General features: G+C 62.9%; 17 protein-coding genes. 13 read left to right on the forward strand and 4 right to left on the reverse strand.

Features of this window, described 5'->3' with window-relative positions; all coding sequences use genetic code 11:
* Positions 1-39 precede the first annotated feature (39 nt).
* Positions 40-912 carry an ion transporter gene (locus EV688_RS03395; protein ID WP_117314656.1) on the reverse strand — a complete coding sequence of 291 codons (873 nt, stop codon included), beginning with the start codon at positions 910-912 and terminating at the stop codon, positions 40-42.
* On the reverse strand, positions 909-1,574 hold the full coding sequence (locus EV688_RS03400) for an arylesterase (RefSeq protein WP_117314657.1): 666 nt from the start codon (positions 1,572-1,574) through the stop codon (positions 909-911). Before EV688_RS03400 ends, EV688_RS03395 begins: the two co-directional genes overlap by 4 nt.
* On the opposite strand from EV688_RS03400, the gene EV688_RS03405 reads away from it, so the two are divergent.
* On the forward strand, positions 1,573-2,235 hold the full coding sequence (locus EV688_RS03405) for an ABC transporter ATP-binding protein (RefSeq protein WP_117314658.1): 663 nt from the start codon (positions 1,573-1,575) through the stop codon (positions 2,233-2,235). The genes EV688_RS03400 and EV688_RS03405 overlap by 2 nt on opposite strands.
* Positions 2,232-4,718, forward strand: a complete 2,487-nt coding sequence (locus EV688_RS03410) for an ABC transporter permease (RefSeq protein ID WP_338065914.1) — start codon at positions 2,232-2,234, stop codon at positions 4,716-4,718. The genes EV688_RS03405 and EV688_RS03410 overlap by 4 nt, the downstream gene beginning before the upstream one ends.
* A 17-nt stretch (positions 4,719-4,735) precedes the next feature.
* Here the strand turns inward: EV688_RS03410 and EV688_RS03415 are convergent, their stop codons facing one another.
* On the reverse strand, positions 4,736-5,368 hold the full coding sequence (locus EV688_RS03415) for a TetR/AcrR family transcriptional regulator (protein WP_117314659.1): 633 nt from the start codon (positions 5,366-5,368) through the stop codon (positions 4,736-4,738).
* 12 nt (positions 5,369-5,380) lie between these two features.
* Positions 5,381-6,361 carry a malate dehydrogenase gene (locus EV688_RS03420; RefSeq protein WP_117314786.1) on the reverse strand — a complete coding sequence of 327 codons (981 nt, stop codon included), beginning with the start codon at positions 6,359-6,361 and terminating at the stop codon, positions 5,381-5,383.
* A gap of 187 nt (positions 6,362-6,548) precedes the next feature.
* Between EV688_RS03420 and ttcA the strand changes: the two genes are divergently transcribed.
* From ttcA to smc, 11 genes are all read left to right on the forward strand, one after another.
* Positions 6,549-7,391: a tRNA 2-thiocytidine(32) synthetase TtcA gene (ttcA, locus tag EV688_RS03425; RefSeq protein WP_117314660.1), complete on the forward strand. Its 843-nt coding sequence runs from the start codon at positions 6,549-6,551 to the stop codon at positions 7,389-7,391.
* Positions 7,392-8,012, forward strand: coding sequence for a cytochrome c biogenesis heme-transporting ATPase CcmA (ccmA, locus tag EV688_RS03430; protein WP_240624200.1), 621 nt, complete (start codon positions 7,392-7,394; stop codon positions 8,010-8,012). It begins immediately after the preceding gene.
* Positions 8,009-8,704, forward strand: coding sequence for a heme exporter protein CcmB (gene ccmB / locus EV688_RS03435; RefSeq protein WP_117314661.1), 696 nt, complete (start codon positions 8,009-8,011; stop codon positions 8,702-8,704). The genes ccmA and ccmB overlap by 4 nt, the downstream gene beginning before the upstream one ends.
* A gap of 66 nt (positions 8,705-8,770) precedes the next feature.
* Positions 8,771-9,511 carry a heme ABC transporter permease gene (locus tag EV688_RS03440; RefSeq protein ID WP_117314662.1) on the forward strand — a complete coding sequence of 247 codons (741 nt, stop codon included), beginning with the start codon at positions 8,771-8,773 and terminating at the stop codon, positions 9,509-9,511.
* A 32-nt stretch (positions 9,512-9,543) separates the two neighbouring features.
* Positions 9,544-9,762 (forward strand): heme exporter protein CcmD, encoded by a 219-nt coding sequence (gene ccmD / locus EV688_RS03445; protein ID WP_240624207.1) that lies wholly within the window; start codon positions 9,544-9,546, stop codon positions 9,760-9,762.
* On the forward strand, positions 9,746-10,195 hold the full coding sequence (ccmE, locus tag EV688_RS03450) for a cytochrome c maturation protein CcmE (protein ID WP_117314664.1): 450 nt from the start codon (positions 9,746-9,748) through the stop codon (positions 10,193-10,195). Before ccmD ends, ccmE begins: the two co-directional genes overlap by 17 nt.
* Entirely contained in the window at positions 10,192-12,171 is a 1,980-nt protein-coding gene (locus tag EV688_RS03455; protein WP_117314665.1) for a heme lyase CcmF/NrfE family subunit, read from the forward strand. The genes ccmE and EV688_RS03455 overlap by 4 nt, the downstream gene beginning before the upstream one ends.
* Positions 12,161-12,700 carry a DsbE family thiol:disulfide interchange protein gene (locus EV688_RS03460; protein WP_117314666.1) on the forward strand — a complete coding sequence of 180 codons (540 nt, stop codon included), beginning with the start codon at positions 12,161-12,163 and terminating at the stop codon, positions 12,698-12,700. The genes EV688_RS03455 and EV688_RS03460 overlap by 11 nt, the downstream gene beginning before the upstream one ends.
* Entirely contained in the window at positions 12,697-13,167 is a 471-nt protein-coding gene (locus EV688_RS03465; protein ID WP_240624201.1) for a cytochrome c-type biogenesis protein, read from the forward strand. Before EV688_RS03460 ends, EV688_RS03465 begins: the two co-directional genes overlap by 4 nt.
* Entirely contained in the window at positions 13,164-14,402 is a 1,239-nt protein-coding gene (ccmI, locus tag EV688_RS03470; RefSeq protein WP_117314667.1) for a c-type cytochrome biogenesis protein CcmI, read from the forward strand. Before EV688_RS03465 ends, ccmI begins: the two co-directional genes overlap by 4 nt.
* Before the next feature lie 159 nt (positions 14,403-14,561).
* Positions 14,562-18,059 carry a chromosome segregation protein SMC gene (gene smc, locus EV688_RS03475; RefSeq protein WP_117314668.1) on the forward strand — a complete coding sequence of 1,166 codons (3,498 nt, stop codon included), beginning with the start codon at positions 14,562-14,564 and terminating at the stop codon, positions 18,057-18,059.
* Positions 18,060-18,074: the final 15 nt, after the last annotated feature.

An 18,074-nucleotide genomic window follows, 5' to 3' on the forward strand; every position in this document is an offset into this window, starting at 1 on the left:
CTTGATAACACGCCAGTATAGCGTAAAGACTGCGACGAATCAGTCGGGGCGTTGTCTTTCCTCTTCTGCCACCTTTCTGTCCTCGTCATCCGTTTCGTCGTGCAGCGCTGCACCGCAGAACTTGCAGTGCCTGGCGTCCGGCTCATGTCCGGCGCGCGCGCATTGCGGGCAGTTCAGCGTCAGCTTGTGCTGCGTATGGGCCATTAGCTTGGACGTGAAGATACCGGTAGGTACGGCAATGATGGCGTAGCCAATCATCATGCCCACCGCTGCGACTGCCCTGCCTGCCGCAGAGATGGGCACGTAGTCGCCGTAGCCCACCGTCGTGATGGTGACGATGGCCCAGTACACGCTCACCGGGATATTGTCGAATCCGTTCTTCGGTCCTTCGATCACGTACATCAGACAACCGAAGATGACCATGGTCGTCATGACCATCAGGAAGAAGATGAAGATCTGGCGCGCGGACTGTCGCAGGGCGCCCGCGAGCAGGTTCGCCTCGTTGAGAAAACTCAGCATGCGCAGTATGCGGAAGACACGGAGCACCCGCAGTAGGCGAATGATCAGTAGCGGCGCCGCCTCGGGCAGGAAAAAGGCGATGTAGGTGGGCAGTATCGACAGCAGATCGATAACGCCGTAAACGCTGAGAATATAGGCGCGACGGTTCTGCGCGATCCAGATGCGCAGCAGATATTCTATGGTGAAGATCAGCGTGAAGCCCCATTCAATACCCTGGAAGAGATCCCCGTAGCGTTCGTGGTAGGTGTCGATGGAGTCGGCAATGATGACCGTCACGCTGAGCAGGATGGCGCCGATAAGGGTCAGATCAAACCACTTTCCCGACGGCGTGCCGGTGCCGAAAATGACCCGGTAGAGACGCTTTTGCAGCGCAGTCTGCTCCCGCCCGCTCATTCCCGCAGCAGGCCCTGGATGTCCGCCAGCAGCCTGTCGACAATCATTGACTGGGCGTCTGGTGTGGGGTGTATCCCATCGTCCTGCATGAGACGCGATTCCGTCGCAATGCCCTCGAGCAAGAATGGGCCGAGGCGGGCCCCGGTTCTTTCCGCCGCTGCCGGAAAGCTGCTGCGAAATTCGGCTGCGTAGCGGCTTCCGTAGTTGGGGGGTATCTCCATGGGCAGGATCAGTACACGGGCGCCGGCTTCCTGCGCTGCCTTGGCCATGCTGATAAGGTTGCTGCGCATCCGGTCCACCGGGTAGCCGCGCAGGCCGTCATTGCCGCCGAGCTCAATGATCACGGCGTCGGGTTCGTGTTGTTCGAGGAGCGCGGGGAGACGTCTGCGTCCGCCATCCGTGGTTTCGCCGCTGATGCTCGCGTTGATCATTTCCACCGGGGTGCCGTCGCTGGCAAGGCGCTGTTCCAGCAGGGCCACCCAGCCTTCCTGCAGCGACATACCGTAGGCAGCGCTGATACTATCGCCGATCACCAGTAATCTGGGTGATGCCGAAACCGCCGTCGCGAACAGGACGAGGAGGGCGCAGGCCAGGAATCCGCTGCGCAGCAGCGCACGTAACGAATACCGTTGGCGTTTCTGCCGCGAGGGAAAAGAGAACATGATCAAGACGCACAATCTCCGTAAAAGCGTCCCCGTTGCGGGCGACGAGCTGGAGATACTGAAAGGGATCGACCTCGAAATCAAGTCGGGGCAGAGCGTTGCGATCATCGGGGCATCTGGTTCGGGCAAGTCCACGCTTCTGGGTCTGCTGGCGGGACTCGATGACGCCAGCGGTGGCACGATCCACATCGGTGAAACGGAGCTCAGTGCGCTTGACGAAGACGGTCGAGCGCAGCTCAGGGCGCGGGAGGTGGGCTTTGTGTTCCAGTCGTTTCAGCTGTTACCGGCGCTGACTGCTCTCGAAAATGTCATGCTGCCTCTGGAATTGAGAGGGCAGGACGACGCCGGGGAGCAGGCCGCCCGTTTCCTCGATCGCGTGGGGCTCTCCGCCCGCACCGGTCACTACCCCCTGCAGCTGTCGGGGGGTGAACAGCAGCGGGTTGCCATTGCCCGCGCCTTCGCCGCGCAGCCGCGCATATTGTTTGCCGATGAGCCGACGGGCAATCTGGATACGGCGACCGGCGAGCGCGTCATCGATCTGTTGTTCGAGCTCAATCGGGAGGAGGGCACGACGCTGGTGCTTGTGACGCACGATGCGGCCCTGGCGTCACGCTGCGATCGCCGGCTCGAAATGTCCGCCGGCGAGTTGACCGAGGCGTGAGTCGCTGGGCGATAACCGCCTCGCGCATGCTGGCGAGAGACTGGCGCGGCGGCGAACTCGGGGTGCTGCTGTCAGCGCTCGTGCTGGCGGTGGCCGTGGTCGCGGGGATCAGTGCCTTCACAACCCGTCTGCAGGTCGCACTGGAACAGGAAAGCAACCGCTTTCTCGCCGCTGATCTGGTGGTGCGCAGCCGCGAACCCATGCCCGAGGACTGGCAGCGGGAAGCCGGCACCCGCGGGCTTGCCACGGCCAGGGTACTGAGTTTCACCTCAATGGTCTACAGCGATACCGATGCGTCGTCACTCGCCTCGATAAAGGCCGTCAGCCCAGAGTATCCGCTGCGCGGCGAGCTGAAGATGAGCGCTGCACCTTTCGGCGACGCTGTCGTTGCCATCAGTGGACCGCCACAGGGTGAGGTGTGGGTCGACTCGCGCCTGTTTGCCCTCCTGGATGTCGAGCCCGGTGCGATGCTGAACGTCGGTGACGCTACGTTGCAGGTTACCGGTGCCGTGCGCTCCGAGCCGGATCGATCCGTGTCGTTCGTGGATGTCGGCCCGCGCGTCCTGATGCACGTGGACGATATCCCGGCAACCCATGTGCTGCAGCCGGGCAGTCGCGTCAGCTATCGTCAGCTGTTCGCCGGAGACCCGCCATCGGTAGAGGCTTTTGCGCAATGGCTGGAGCCGAGACTGGACGTGGGGCATCGCCTGATCGATGTCAGCGAAGGGCAGCCGGGCGTCGGTGCCGCACTGTCTCGCGCGGAAAGTTTTCTGCTCCTCGCCGGCAGTCTCGGCGTGGTGCTGGCGGGGGTCGCCATCGCGCTGGCGGCGCGGCGATTCAGCGAACGCCATGCAAACTACGTGGCGATACTGAAGAGCCTGGGGGCGACCTCGCGGGACATCAATCGGCTCTACGGATCGAGTCTGGTGGCCCTGGGCGTGTTGGCAACGCTCCTTGGATGCCTGCTCGGCGCCTTCCTGCAGTACCTTGCCTTCCGCCTGTTTGCCGACAGCCTGCCGCTGCAGCCCGGGGCGGCGGGCGTGCGTCCTTTTGCCATGGGTGCCGCAACGGCGCTGGTCTGCCTGCTGTCGTTCGCCTGGCCGCCGCTGCGGCGGCTCGGTCTCGCCAGCCCCCTGCGGGTGCTGCGACGCGACATGCCCGAGGAAGGCCGCCGCAGCCTGTGGGATTACGCCATCGGCCTGACAGCCGTCAGCGGCCTGATGTGGTGGTACAGCGGCGATGCACTGTTGACGCTGGCGGTGCTTGCCGGCCTCGCTGCCAGCGTGACGCTGGGCTTCCTGCTGGCGCTGACGCTGCTGCGCGGCGGACGACTTGCCGGCATGCGGGCGGGCAGCATCTGGCGCCTGGCGCTGGCCAGCCTGCAGCGTCGGGGCAGCGCCAATGCGCTGCAGGTCGTGATCTTCTCCATGGCCATATTGTTGCTCCTGGTGCTCACGATCATCCGCACAACGCTGATCGACAGCTGGGAGACGCAGGTGCCCGAGGACGCACCGGATCACTTCGTGGTCAATATCGCCCCGGATGAAGTGCAGGGGGTGGAACAGAAACTGCGGCAGTCGGGTGTGGAAAGTGCACCGCTGTACCCGATGATCCGCGGACGCATCATGCGCGTGAACGGTGAGGAGCTGCCCTCCCGCGATGCGCAGGAGGATGACCGGCGTCAGCGCGAGGCCAATTTCACCTGGTCGCGGGAGATTCCGGCGGGCAACGACCTCGTTGCCGGTAGCTGGTGGCCTCCGGAAACGGATGCTGCCCTGGTGTCACTTGAAGAAGGCTTCGCCGAACGGCTGCAGCTTGCGGTTGGCGATCAGCTGGGCCTGCTGGTCGGTTCCCGCCCGCTGGATGTCACCGTCGCCAGCATCCGGTCCCTCGACTGGCAGTCCATGCAGCCGAATTTCTTCATGGTATTTCCGCCGGCGCTGCTTGCAGACTTCTCGGCCACCTTCATGACCAGCTTTCACCTGGGGGACAAGAAAAAGGCCTTTCTCAATCCCTTTATCCGCGAGTTCCCGACGGTCTCGGTGTTTGAAATGGATGTGGTGATTGCGCAGCTTCGCGGCATTGTCAACCAGGTGTCGGCCGCGGTGGAGCTGGTGCTGGCGATCATCCTGCTTGCGGGCGCGCTGGTGCTGGTGGCGGGCGTGCAGGCCAGCGTGGACAGTCGCCGTCGGGAAAGCGCCCTGCTGCGGGCGCTCGGCGCCCGCCGCGGTCTGGTGCTGGGTGCTCTGGCGATAGAGTTCTCCAGCCTCGGTTTCTTTGCCGGACTGCTGGCCGTGGCAGGCGCCGAGCTGTCCGCCTTTGCGCTTCAGGTCTGGGTCCTGGAGCTGGCCTACCGTCCCAGCCCGTGGCTGTGGCCCATCGGTATTGGCGGCGCGGTGATACTCATCGGTGCGCTCGGTGTCATAAGCTGCCGCTCGTCGGTGAGTACACCGCCGCTGCAGGTGCTGCGGGAACCGGATTAGCCGCCGGGGCTTTCCGGCTAATGGTCGCAGTCCCGGCTGATGCCGCGGATGAAGGTCTGAACGCCCAGCGTCACCTGACGCTCGCTGTCAATATGACGCTGAAACAGGTAGGGGGCGTCCACCCGCAGCATGGCCATGCCGTGAATACTCGCCCAGGCAACGTTGGTGAGGTAGCGCACGTCCTCCGTCTGCATGAACAGACCTTCGTCAATGCCGCGCTGCAGTATCTGCTGTACGGCGGCAGCGGTTTCCCGGCTCGCCGCCCGCAGCTCCGGGTATTTCTCGGCGGGTTGCACAACAGGGCCGAACATCAGCTTGAACAGTGAGGTATTCTGCTCGGCGTAGGCGACGTAGGTACGCGCCAGTGCCGCAAGCTGGTCATCCGGCGAGCCGCCTGCGTCATGCTGAGCTCTCTGCAGCGCCAGAAGAAGTTGTCGATAGCCCTCGGCGGCCATGGCTGCCAGCAGGGATTCCTTGTCGGCAAAGTGGCGATAAGGAGCTGTCTGTGACACGCCAAGACTGCGCGCCAGTGCCCGTAAGCTGAGATTTTCGGTGTCGCTGCTCGCCAGCTGTGCAATGGCGGATGCCAGCAGTTCGGCGCGCAGATTACCGTGATGGTAATTGCGTGCCTTTGCTGACGAGACGGCCACGTCCGGCGTCCGTCAGGGCAACAGGTGCTTGACGGCGTCGCGCTCTTCGCTGAGCTCCTGTTCCGTGGCGCGCATTCTTTCGCGGCTGAAATCGCCGACGTCCAGTCCCTGAACAATTTCCCAGTCCCCATTGGCGCAGCGGCAGGGGAAGGAGTAGATCAGGCCCTCAGCAATGCCGTAGGAGCCGTCCGAGTAAACGCCCATGGACACCCACTCGTCCGCCGGCGTTCCCAGCGCCCAGCTTCGGATGTGATCGATGGCGGCATTGGCCGCGGAAGCGGCGGACGATGCTCCGCGCGCCTTGATGATGGCCGCACCGCGTTGCTGAACCGTGGGTATGAAGATAGTTTCATACCACTCCTGGTCTACCTGATCCATGGCCGGTTTGCCCCCCACATGCGTGTTGAACAGGTCGGGATATTGCGTGGCCGAGTGGTTGCCCCAGACCGTCATGTGGCTGATATCGTTGATGCTGCTGCCGGTTTTCTGGGCGAGCTGGGTCATCGCGCGATTGTGATCGAGTCGCATCATTGCGGTGAAGTTGCGCGGGTCAATATCCGGTGCATTGCGCTGGGCGATCAGGGCATTGGTATTGGCGGGGTTGCCGACAACCAGCACCTTGACGTTGCGGCTGGCATGGTCGTTGATCGCCTTGCCCTGGACGGAGAATATCTGCGCGTTGGCCTCGAGTAGATCCTTGCGCTCCATTCCGGGTCCGCGAGCCCGTGCGCCGACCAGCAGGGCGTAGTCGGCATCCTTGAATCCCGCGTTCGGGTCATCCGTGCAGGTAACGCCTGCGAGGAGCGGGAAGGCGCAATCGTCGAGTTCCATGCGCACTCCCTCGAGCGCCTCCATGGCTGGCGTGATGTCCAGCAGCTGAAGAATCACCGGCTGGTCGTTGCCCAGCATATCCCCCGAGGCGATGCGAAAGAGCAGGGAATACCCGATCTGACCGGCGGCGCCGGTAACGGTGACTCTGACAGGTGATTTCATGGTGCTTCCTTTTTCCATTGCCAAGAATACAGTGTTTTAACCCGCCATTTTCCGGTGAATGCGGGGAAAACACAAGACGCCGCCACAGTGCCCTGCCATCGCCACGGCAGACTCGTGGAGTCGCACGCCGGTGGACGCCCTGCGCCTGCCGGCGGTAGAATCCTGCGCTCAACGCTTACAGGAAACGATGACCGCCGTGCAGGAATTGACCCGCAAGCAGCGCCTCGAATACAACAAGTTGCAGAAGCGGCTGCGTCGCCAGGTGTCACATGCCATTCTCGATTACCGTATGATCGGCGAGGGCGATCGCGTCATGGTGTGTGTGTCCGGCGGCAAGGATTCCTACGCCATGCTGGATATCCTGCTGCGACTGCAGAAGAGCGCACCGGTGAACTTCGAACTGGTCGCTGTGAACATGGATCAGAAGCAGCCCGGGTTTCCCGAAGAGGTACTGCCAGCCTGGCTCCAGGCTCAGGGTGTGCCCTACCATATCCTTGAGAAGGACACGTACAGCGTTGTCAAATCGATTATCCCGGAGGGCAAGACCACCTGTGGTCTATGCTCCCGGCTGCGCCGCGGCAGCCTCTACGGTTTCGCCGAATCCATCGGTGCTACGCGCATTGCGCTTGGCCACCACCGCGATGACATCGTGGAGACCCTGTTCCTGAACATGTTTTTTGGCGGCACGCTGAAGGCCATGCCGCCCAAGCTGCTGTCAGACGATGGCCGCAACGTGGTGATACGCCCCATGGCCTATTGCAAGGAAAAGGACCTCACGGCCTACGCGCGCTACCGGGAATTTCCTATCATTCCCTGCAATCTGTGCGGCTCTCAGGAGAATCTTCAGCGCGTCGAGGTCAAGCGGATGCTGGCGGACTGGGAAAAGCGCTATCCCGGTCGCACGGAGACCCTGTTCCGCAGCATCTGCAATGTCGCGCCCTCCCAGCTGGGCGACCGCGAGCTGTTCGACTTTGCCGGGCTGGAACAGGCAGCGCCGCCCCCCGGCGACATCCGTCTGGTTTCGGTATAAGTGAGCATCACCAGCGGGTGCGACGGCCTGTTGTTGCAGTGCAGCGCGCTGACGCTGGTCCGCGGGGAGCGGGAACTGTTCTCGGGTCTCGATGTGTCGCTGCGGCCGGGCGAAGTCCTGCAGGTAGAGGGCGAGAACGGCGCAGGCAAGACAAGCCTGCTGCGCGTGCTTGCAGGCCTGGCGCGCTATGGTTATGAGGGTGAGATAACCAGGCCCGTTCCACTGCTTTACATCGGCCATCTGAGTGCCGTCAAGGAACTGCTGACTCCGCGGGAAAACCTCGCATGGCATGTCGATGGTCACGCCGATTACCGGGATAGCGACGTCTGCGCTGCACTGGCAAAGGTTGGCCTCGCAGGCTACGAGGATGTGCCATCCCACCAGTTGTCGGCAGGTCAGCACCGGCGTGTCAATCTCGCGCGCCTGCACCTGTCCAGACAGCCGCTGTGGTTGCTGGACGAGCCGTTCACCGCGATCGACCGCGATGGTGTTGCCTCGCTGGAACATCTGTTCGTCAGTCACGCGAAGCGTGGCGGTGCTGTCGTGCTGACGTCGCACCAGCCCCTGCGCATGGAGTATCCGCTGACGCGATTGATGCTGCGAGCGGGGGGCGATCTGTGACCGAAACGACCGCGCCGGGCGCGGTTTCCTTCTGCCTGCGCTTGCTGCGCCGACAGCTGACGCTGGCCATCCGGCGACCGGTGGCCGTGGGCAATCCGCTGCTGTTCTTTGCCATGGTGGTCGCGCTCTTTCCACTGGGTATCGGACCAGCACCGGAGACCCTCGCGGGCTTCGCGCCTGGCATTCTCTGGATTGTGGCACTGCTGTCGAATCTGCTGTCCGCGGATGGGATTTTCCGGAGTGACTTTGATGACGGCAGCCTGGAGCAGCTGCTGCTGGCCCCACAGCCGCTGTATCTGTCGGTCCTTGCCTACGTGGCGGCACACTGGCTGGTAACCGGGGTGCTGCTGGCGCTGGTATCCCCGCTGTTTGCGGCCATGCTCGATTTGCCGGTGGTGGCATGGCCGTCACTTGCTGCCGGTCTCTTTCTCGGATCGGGTGTCATGAGTCTGGTGGGCGGTATCGGCGCCGCACTGACGGTGGGTCTGCGGCGCGGTGGCATGCTGATTTCGCTGCTGATTCTGCCTTTCTACATGCCGGTGCTGATCTTCGGTACAGCGACTGTGCAGGCTGCGCTGGACGGTGCCCCGGTGCAGCCGTTTCTGGCGTTGCTGGGGTCGATGCTGTGCCTGTCTATTGCGCTCGCGCCGCTGGCAATCAGTGCGGGGCTCAGGATCAGCGTCGATGCCTGATATTTTGACGATTTTGGCGCGAGGTCAATTTTTTCGCAGGCACCCACGTAGTATAATCCCGGCCTGATGTGGACTCTCTTTCACAAGTTCGGCTCGCCCCCCTGGCTGTACAGGCTCTCCGGGAGCATTCTGCGTTGGCTGTTGCCGATCTCGCTGCTGGCGCTGGCGATGGGTGTTGGCTGGGGGTTGCTGTTCACGGCACCAGATTTTCGCCAGGGCAACAGCTACCGGATTATCTACATACACGTTCCCGCGGCAGTGGTTGCACTGGCAGGCTATTACGTGATGGCGATTGCCGGCGGCATCAGCCTGATCTGGAAAATGAAGATGGCCGATGTCGCCATGCACGCGGCGGCACCGGTGGGCGCGGCACTCACGTTCATTGCCCTGTTGACCGGCGCTGTCTGGGGCAAGCCGACCTGGGGCACCTGGTGGGTGTGGGATGCGCGCATCACCTCCATGCTCATCCTGCTGTTCCTGTATCTCGGGGTGATGGCTCTCTACGAGGCCTTCGACAACAAGGCGGCCGCGGCCAGGGCCTGTGCGATTCTCAGTCTTGTGGGTACGGTCAACATACCCATCATCTACAAGTCCGTGGACTGGTGGTACAGTCTGCACCAGCCGGCGTCCATCAAGTTCACCGGTGAAAGTACAATTGATCCGAGCATGCTCTACCCGTTGCTGCTGAGCATCATCGCCTTCTACGCACTGTTCACCTGCTGCCTGCTGGCGAACATGCGGGCCGAGATTCTCCAGCGTGAACGCAGAACCGGCTGGGTACAGCGACTGGCCAGTGAGAACCACTGATGTATTTTGACAGTCTCCGCGCCCTGCTTGAGATGGACGGTCACGGTTTCTATGTGTGGTCGGCATACGGTATTTCGCTGTTAGTCATCGCTCTTCTGGTGGTGGCGCCGTTCCGTCGGCGCAGGCGACTTCTGTCCGCTATACGGGCGGGTCAGCAACGGGAAGCGGCCGCCGCTGCCCGTCGCACACCACAGCCTGCCGCTGGCAGCCTGTCCAGCGAAAAGGAGTCATTGAATGCACCCCGTGCGTAAACAGCGCCTGATTATCGTCGGCAGCGTCGTTGTGTTTTCCTCCATCGCGATCGGGCTGGCTGCCTACGCCTTGCGTGGCAACATCAACCTGTTCTACCCGCCGGTTGACGTAATGGCGGGGCTCGCACCCGTGGATCGCCCTATCCGGGTTGGTGGAATGGTGGTTGATGGCAGCGTGGAGCGCAGCAGTGAAACTCTCGAAGTGCGTTTTTTGGTGACAGATTACGAGGCGGTCGTACCCGTCGTGTATGTCGGCATTCTTCCCGATCTGTTTGCTGAGGGGGAGGGTGCAGTCGCGGCCGGAACCCTGAACGCGGACGGTGTGCTGCAGGCAACCGAAGTCCTTGCCAAGCATGATGAAAACTACATGCCACCAGAGGTGGCTGACGCACTCGAGGCATCCGCCCGGCGCAAACAGGAGGCATCACTGTGATACCCGAACTCGGTCATATGGCGCTGATTCTGGCAATGTGCCTGGCGGTAATGCTGGGCACCATCCCGCTGTGGGGCGCGCAGCGGGGCCATACGCCGTCGATGGCGCTGGCCCCCTCTCTTGCCATGGGCGTGCTGGTGTTCAGCGCCATCAGTTTTGCCTGCCTCGCCACCGCGTTTTTGCAGGATGACTTCTCGGTGAAGGTCGTCGCCTCCAACAGCAACAGCCTGCTGCCCCCGATCTACAAGTTTTCTGCGGTATGGGGCAACCACGAGGGCTCGCTGCTATTGTGGGTGCTGATTCTCAGTGGCTGGATGGCTGCGGTGGCGGTGTTCAGCGCCCAGTTGCCAACTGTCGTGCTGGCGAGGGTGCTCTCCGTGATGGGGCTTGTTGCGGTGGGCTTCCTGTCTTTCTCCCTGTTCACATCCAATCCTTTCGAGCGTCTGTTGCCCGGAATACCCGCCGATGGCAACGACCTTAATCCGCTGCTGCAGGACCCGGGGCTTATTATTCACCCGCCGCTGCTATACATGGGCTACGTCGGCTTCAGCGTCGCCTTTGCGTTTGCCATCGCCGCTCTCCTGGGCGGACGTCTGGATGCCGCGTGGGCGCGCTGGTCAAGGCCCTGGACCAACGTCGCATGGGCTTTTCTGTCGCTTGGTATCATGCTCGGCAGCTGGTGGGCATACTATGAGCTTGGCTGGGGCGGCTGGTGGTTCTGGGATCCGGTGGAGAATGCCTCGTTTCTGCCCTGGCTGGCCGGCACGGCCCTCATTCACTCGCTGGCGGTGACGGAAAAACGCGGTCTGTTCAAGAGCTGGACGGTATTGCTCGCCATCTTCGCGTTCTCGCTGAGCCTGCTGGGAACCTTTCTGGTGCGCTCGGGCGTTCTTACGTCGGTGCATGCCTTTGCGACCGATCCGGCCCGTGGCCTGTTCATCCTGATCTTCCTGGGACTGGTTGTCGGTGGCTCACTAACGCTGTATGCACTGCGTGCGCCCTCGGTGGGCAGCCGCATCAGCTTTGCCTGGCTGTCGCGGGAGACGCTGCTGCTGGTGAATAACGTGGTGTTCGTGGTTGCCACCGTGTCGGTACTGTTTGGCACGCTGTTTCCCCTGATCATGGATGCCCTGGGCCAGGGCAAGTATTCCGTGGGGCCACCCTACTTCAATGCGATTTTCGTGCCGCTGATGGCGGTCCTGATCCCGTTCATGGGGATTGGTCCGCTGTCGCGCTGGAAAAAAGATAGCGCGGCGCGCTGGCGGGCGGAGCTGCTAGTCCCGGCGCTTGCGGCGCTTGCACTGGGCATCGTGCTGCCGCTGTTCGCCGGCGGCGACTACAACGTCTGGGTGGCGCTGGCGATCGTGCTAGCGGCCTGGATTGTGCTGGGTATGCTGCGTGACCTTTATAACCGCGTGCGCACGGCTGCCAGCGTCGGCCGTGGTTTCCGGCGCCTGACACCCAGCTACTGCGGGATGTTTCTCGCTCATCTTGGCTTTGCGATGACGGTGGTTGGTGTGGTTGCCACTACCCAGTACACCGAGGAGCGCGATATCAGGATGCAGCCGGGAGATGTACAGGTACTGGCGGGCTATACCTTCCGTTTCGAGGATATGGCTCGGGTGCGTGGCCCCAACTACGTGGCCGATGAGGCGCGTTTCACGGTGCTTGAGGGCGAGAAGGTGATCGCCAGCATGGCACCCCAGAAGCGTCGCTACCTTGCGAGCGGATCGGTCATGACCGAAGCCGCGATTGATGACGGATTGTTCCGCGACCTGTTTATCGCGATGGGCGAGCCTGTTGGCGACGGTGGTGGCTGGGCGATTCGTCTCCACTACAAGCCCATGATCCGCTGGATCTGGCTGGGTGCCATTTTCATGGGGGTAGGTGGATTTGCCACGGTGGCGGACCGACGCTATCGCCGCCAGCGTGTAACGGCGACCAGTAACGTGCCGGGAGCGGGATATGCCGCGTAGGCTGAAACTTTTCATCCCGCTGGGGTTGTTTTTCATTCTGTCACTGCTGCTGTTTCGCGGCCTGTCCCTGGACCCCCAGGAGCTGCCATCGGCACTGATCAACCGCCCGCTGCCGACGTTTTCCCTGCCTGCGCTGGGCGAGGAGCGCACCTTGCGCCCGGCCGACGTTACCGGTGAGCCGGCCCTGTTCAATGTCTGGGCAACCTGGTGTGTTGCCTGTCGGGTCGAGCACCCGTATCTGCAGCAGCTGGCAGAGGAGGGCGTGGCCATCTACGGCATCAACTACAAGGACGATTCCGCGGCCGCGCAGCAGTGGTTGCGGGATCTGGGTGATCCCTACCGCGTCAATATCGTCGATCGTGAGGGCACCCTTGGACTGGATCTGGGTGTCTATGGTGCACCGGAGACTTACTTTGTCGATGCCGAGGGTGTGGTTCGCTACCGCCATGTCGGTGTCATTGATGAGCGGTTGTGGAAAGGCCGGCTGGAGCCCATTTACCGTGAAATGCGCGGGGAGACAGCGCCATGATGCTGCGTCGTTGTTATCTGGGTGTATTGCTGCTTCTCGCCTGGCCGGCGCTCGCCGTGATCGAGACCTATGAGTTCAGTGATCCTGAACTGGAGGCGCGTTATCACGAGCTCAGTCAGGAACTGCGCTGTCCCAAGTGCCAGAACCAGAACATTGCGGATTCCAACGCCCCGATTTCCGAAGATCTCCGCAAGCTGCTCTACCGTCAACTCGAAGCGGGCGCCAGCGACCGGGAGATTCTTGACGATATGGTCGGCCGTTACGGGGAATTTGTCCGCTATCGGCCATCCTTCGATGCGAAGACTGCAGTCCTGTGGCTGGGACCTCTGGCGTTCCTGGTGCTGGGTGGACTGTTCGCGTTTCTAGCGTTGCGCGGTCGCAACCAGGGTCGGGATGACCATATGACGGAAAGCGAGCGTGCGCGCCTGGAGAGCATGCTGGCATCGCGAACGGATCAGCAGCAATGACCCTGTTTCTTGTCGGATGCGCCATTCTCCTGGCGCTGGCAGCGCTTTTTGTTCTTCGTCCGGGTCGTCGCGGTCGCGTGCGTGAGGTTTCCGAGGCGAACATGGACTGGTACGCACTTCGCCTGCGCGAACTCGAGACCGACGGCGACGATACCCTGGTGGAGGATGCGCGATTGCGCATGCTTGAGGATATGCCATCGGAGGAACAGCAGCCTCCGTCGCGGGCTGACCATGGCACTGCGCCGGTACGTCGCCTGCCTCTTCTTTTACTGTGGGTCCCCGTTGTCGTCACCGCGACGGTACTTTACTGGCAGCTGGGCTCTGCGGGCGATGTTGCTATCAGCCAGCGCCTCACAGCGCTTGACGAGAACACCGCCGATGTCGATATCGACGCACTGATGGCGTCCATCGAATCCCGACTGGAAGCGCGTCCCGATAATCAGGGTTACCTGGCGCTGCTTGGACGCTACCACATGACCCGTGAGAATTACCCGGCGGCGGAGCAGGCGTACCGCACACTGGCGGAAAAGGCGCCCTCGGATGCGCGCGCTGCGGCGATGGCGGCGCAGGCAAGCTACCTGACTGCGGGACGCAGGCTCACTCCGGACGCTCAGCTCCTGGCCGAGCGCGCCTTGTCCATTGATCCCATGCAGCGCACGGCACTCGGTCTGCTCGGTATGGCGGCATTCGAGCAATCGCAGTTTCGTGCCGCCATCAACTACTGGCAGCGGCTGCGTGAGCTGGAGGATCCCGGATCGCCCGGAGCCGAGATGCTGGACGACGTTATCGCCACGGCGCGAAGCCGCCTCGGCGAGGATGGCGGTCAGCCAGCCGCTCCTTCGGCAGGGCCAGATGGCGTCCCAGGCGCGAACACAGCGGAGCAGGACAGTGGTGTGGCGTTGCTGGTGCGCATCGAGCGACCCGGCGGTGGTGAAATCGCGGATTCAGACACGGTGTTCGTCCTCGCCCGGGGGGCGGAATCCCAGTCGCGCATGCCGATTGCCGTGCAGCGTTTACGCGGCGCTGATCTGCCTGCGACGGTGCGGCTTGATGACAGCAACTCCATGGCCGGCCAGACCCTGGCCGACGCCGGCAGTCTGCGTGTGTTCGTTCAGGTATCGCCCAACGGCGCGCCGGGTGCGGAAAACGCCAGCTTTACCGGCGTGTCAGAGCCGGTGACGGCTGGCGACGACGGCGCCGTCATTGCTATCGAGCTGTCACCGACCGGGCGCTGATCAACGCTCGACACCGGGTCGACTGGCCCGGCTTTCTTCCGCGCTGGCGTAGTGCTCCCCGGTGAAACGGGATACACTACGCCCTGCGCGCGTCACCTCTCGCATTCGACGCATAAATGCAATGAAAAACAATGAGTTGGGAAGTATAGCTAACGTCCTATGCGATTGAAGTCCATCAAGCTCGCCGGCTTTAAATCCTTTGTCGATCCGACGACTGTCAGCCTGCCCAGCAATATGTGTGCAGTTGTCGGCCCCAACGGTTGCGGCAAATCCAACGTGATCGACGCCGTGCGCTGGGTGATGGGCGAGAGTTCCGCCAAGAATCTCCGCGGCGAGTCCATGACCGACGTCATTTTCAACGGCTCGGTGAATCGACAGCCGGTGGGGCAGGCATCCATCGAGCTGGTGTTTGACAACAGCGACGGTGGCGTTGGCGGCGAATACGCCAGCTACGCCGAGATTTCCACGCGACGCCTGGTCACCCGTGAAGGGCAGTCCGAGTATTTCCTCAACGGGACACGCTGCCGTCGCCGTGATATCACCGATATTTTCCTTGGCACGGGCCTGGGTCCACGCAGCTATGCCATTATCGAGCAGGGCATGATTTCGCGCCTGATCGAGTCCAAGCCCGAGGAGCTGCGGGTCTTCATCGAGGAGGCCGCGGGCATTTCCAAGTACAAGGAGCGCCGTCGCGAGACCGAATCACGCATGCGCCGGACGCTGGAGAACCTCGAGCGCCTTACGGATCTGCGTGATGAACTGGAACGCCAGCTACAGCATCTGCAGCGGCAGGCGCAGGCGGCCGAAAAATACCGCGAGTATCGGGCAGAGGAGCGGCGTCTCAAGGCCGAGCTTCAGGCACTGGAATGGCGCAAGCTGACAGAACAGCTGCAGGACAGCGCGCATCGCGTGGGTGAGCTTGAAGTCCAGCTGGAGGCGGTGCTCGCGGAGCATCAGCAGCTGGCTACCGCCATCGAGCAGCATCGTCAGACCCAGGTGGAGCGCAGCGATGTCCTCAATGAGGTGCAGGGCCGCTATTATGCGCTGGGCGCGGAGGTTTCCCGCATCGAGCAGAGCATTCAGCACCAGCAGGAGCGAAGCCGCCAGCTGCGCGAGGATCGAGCGCAGACGGCGATCAATCTCGAGCAGGCGCTTTCGCACCTCGCCGAGGACCGCACTCGCCTGGAAGCCTGGGAAGAGGAGCTGGCGGCGCTGGTGCCGGAGTCGGAACTGCTCGCGGCAAAGGACGAGGAATCAGCCGAGGCTCTGGCCGTCGCCGAAGAGGGCATGCAGACCTGGCAGCAGCGCTGGGACGAGTTCAACCAGCGTGCCGCGGAGCCGCGTCAGCGCGCGGAAGTCCAGCAGTCCCGGATCCAGCATCTGGAGCACGCGCTCAAGCGCCTGCAGAGCCGCGTTGAGCAGCTTGCTGCAGAACAGCAGAATCTGGCCCCGCAGGAAGGCGACGACGATCCGGGCCTGATGCGTGAAGAGCTGGCAGAGGCCGAACTGATTATCGGTGAATACGAGGAGCAGGCCGAAACCCTTGCCGAGAGTGTCGCGCAGACCCGTGAGCAGAGCACGGCGCAGGCAAGCCAGCTCGACGAGGCACGATCCGAACTGCAGCAGCTGCGCGGCCGCTGCGCCTCGCTGGAGGCGCTGCAGCAGGCGGCGGTCGAGGACAGCAGTGACGGGTTTTCCGCCTGGCTGTCCCGAAACGGTCTGCAGGATGCTCCCCGTCTGCTGTCACGCATGACCGTCGAGGACGCGTGGCAGCCCGCCGTGGAGACCGTGCTGGGCAATTACCTGCAGGCTGTCTGCGTGGACAGTATCCAGTCACTGGCGGGTGCGACGGCGGGCTTCGAGCAGGGCTCCCTTGCGCTGGTGGAAAGTGGTGATGACAGGGCTGGCCCTGCAGGCAGCCTGGCATCCCGGGTCAGCAGCAGTGGCTGGCTCGGGAGCCTGTTGCTGCATGTCCGCACCGCGGCGGATGCTGATGCCGCGCACGCGATGCGCGGATCACTTGCAGCGCATGAATCCGTCATCACGCCGGATGGCCTGTGGATGGGTGCCAACTGGTTGTCCCTGTCCCGGGGCGACGATCCGGCGAGTGGCGTGCTGCGACGACAGCAGGAGCTCGAGACCCTTACCGCTTCCATTGACGCGCTGGAAGCACGCGCGCGATCGCTGACCGAGGGCCTCGCATCGCAGGAGGAGGCGCTGCGCCTGGTGGAGACGCAGCGTCAGGATGTGCAGCGCGAACTTCAGGCGGCGACGCGTCGCAGTGCCGATATCGCCGCGCGACTGAAGGCTCAGGAGGCGCGCCAGGAACAGATACAGGCCCGGCGCGACGGTATCGCTCGCGATATCAATGATGCACGTGCGCAGTTTGCCGCCGAGCAGGCTTCCCTGGCCGAGGCCCGGCAGATTCTGGCCGAGGCGATCGAGCAGCTTGAGGCGGATTCCGGCGAGCGCGAGACACTGCTGTCGGCGCGCGATACCACCAGAACGCAGCTCGACCATGCCCGGCAGCAGGCGCGCCACGACCGCGATGCCGCGAATCAGGCTGCCATGCGTCGGCGTGGACTGCAGACCCAGATCGAAACCATCCGCAGCTCTATCGACCGTACCGAGGCCCAGGTTGCACAACTGAGTGAGAGGCAGGCGCAGCTCGATGCCGGGCTGGGTGAGTCTGAGTCACCGGTCCAGGCGCTGCGTGAGGAGCTGGAGCGGCAGCTCGAGCTCCGGCTGGCCTCTGAGGCGGATCTCGGCACGGCGCGGCAGCAGGTGACAGAAGTCGAGCACCAGCTGCGCGAGTCCGAGCAGCAGCGGGCGGCTATCGAGCAGCGTGCCGCCAGTGCCCGGGCGACCCTCGAGCAGGAGCGCCTGCAGCGTCAGACACTGCAGGTGCAGCAGCAGGTTGTGGAGCGCCAGCTTGGCGAGCTGGAGCGCACGCCGCAGGAGGTTCTCGAGAGCACGCCGACAGATGCCAGCAGCGACCTGTGGCAACAGCAGCTGGAGAAAGTGGCTGCGAGAATCGTGCGGCTGGGATCGATCAACCTTGCGGCGATCGATGAATACAGCCAGCAATCGGAGCGCAAGCAGTACCTTGATGCACAGAATGAAGACCTGGTCAGCGCGCTGGATACGCTGGAATCGGCAATACGCAAGATTGACCGGGAAACCCGCAGTCGCTTTCAGGACACCTTCGAGAAGGTGAACGCCGGTTTGCAGGATCTGTTTCCCCGGGTTTTCGGGGGCGGCAGCGCGTCCCTGGAAATGACCGGTGATGACCTGCTCGACACCGGTATTTCCATCATGGCGAGGCCGCCGGGCAAGAAGAACAGCACCATCCATCTGCTCTCCGGCGGCGAAAAGGCCCTGACGGCGATCGCCCTGGTGTTCTCGATATTCCAGCTCAACCCGGCACCTTTCTGTATGCTCGATGAGGTTGACGCGCCACTGGATGATGCCAACACAGGGCGTTATGCTCGGATGGTGAAGGAGATGTCGGACAAGGTGCAGTTCATTTTCATCACGCACAACAAGATCACCATGGAAATGGCGGACCAGCTACTGGGTGTCACCATGCACGAACCCGGCGTGTCGCGCCTTGTCTCCGTGGATGTTGAAGAAGCCGCTGAACTGGCGGCGAGCTGACACGAACCGGACGCG

Source organism: Chromatocurvus halotolerans (genome assembly GCF_004340525.1).
GTDB lineage: Bacteria > Pseudomonadota > Gammaproteobacteria > Pseudomonadales > Halieaceae > Chromatocurvus > Chromatocurvus halotolerans.